The sequence below is a fragment of the Streptomyces sp. SID13726 genome (assembly GCF_010548375.1).
Lineage (GTDB): Bacteria > Actinomycetota > Actinomycetes > Streptomycetales > Streptomycetaceae > Streptomyces.
In genome coordinates, this window is record NZ_JAAGLY010000153.1 from 1 (window position 1) to 617 (window position 617).

At 73.3% G+C, this 617-nt stretch carries 1 protein-coding gene and 1 tRNA gene; both read left to right on the forward strand.

Translation table 11 applies throughout. The features are described from left to right. The first annotated feature begins 262 nt into the window (after positions 1-262). Positions 263-335 (forward strand) — tRNA-Arg (locus G3I78_RS46875). 97 nt (positions 336-432) lie between these two features. Continuing rightward, positions 433-617: hypothetical protein (locus tag G3I78_RS46880; protein WP_239158462.1), on the forward strand; the 185-nt coding region annotated here is incomplete at its 3' end.

A 617-nucleotide genomic window follows, 5' to 3' on the forward strand; every position in this document is an offset into this window, starting at 1 on the left:
GCTCCACGTGGACGCGCTCGGGGACCGCGGTGGGGTCCAGGGCGAGGGTGCCGTCGGCGACGGCGGCGGCCAGGGCAGCGCTCAGCGCTTCGGAGAGCTCGTCGGGGGTCACCGGGCGATTCTACCGAGGTGCGAGCACCCTCCGTCGCGGCATTTCGCGCACGGCGGCGGGGTGCCCGGAGCGCCGGGACGACGTCGGACCCACGCACCCCGGACGTGCTGGTAGTCTCGTGCATCGCGTCGGCGGACACCGTCGGCGCTCGCCCTCGTAGCTCAGTGGATAGAGCGTCTGCCTCCGGAGCAGAAGGTCGTAGGTTCGAATCCTATCGAGGGCACCCTGCTCCGCTCCGACGAGCCCGGCCCGTGCCCGGCGGCCGGGCTCGCCTCGTCCCCGGGCCCGTCCGCCTCCCGTCGTCCCGCTACGGTGGGGCCATGACCGACGGCGGCTACGGGGACTTCGAGTTCGAGCGCCGGTTCTTCGTGCGAGACCTGCCCGAGGACCTGCGCGACGCACCGGCGCTCATCGTGCAGAGCTACTACCTGGCGCACGAGGGCTACGCGCTGCGGCTGCGCGCCAGGGTGCCGACGGTCGACGCGACGATGGACGCGGAGACGGA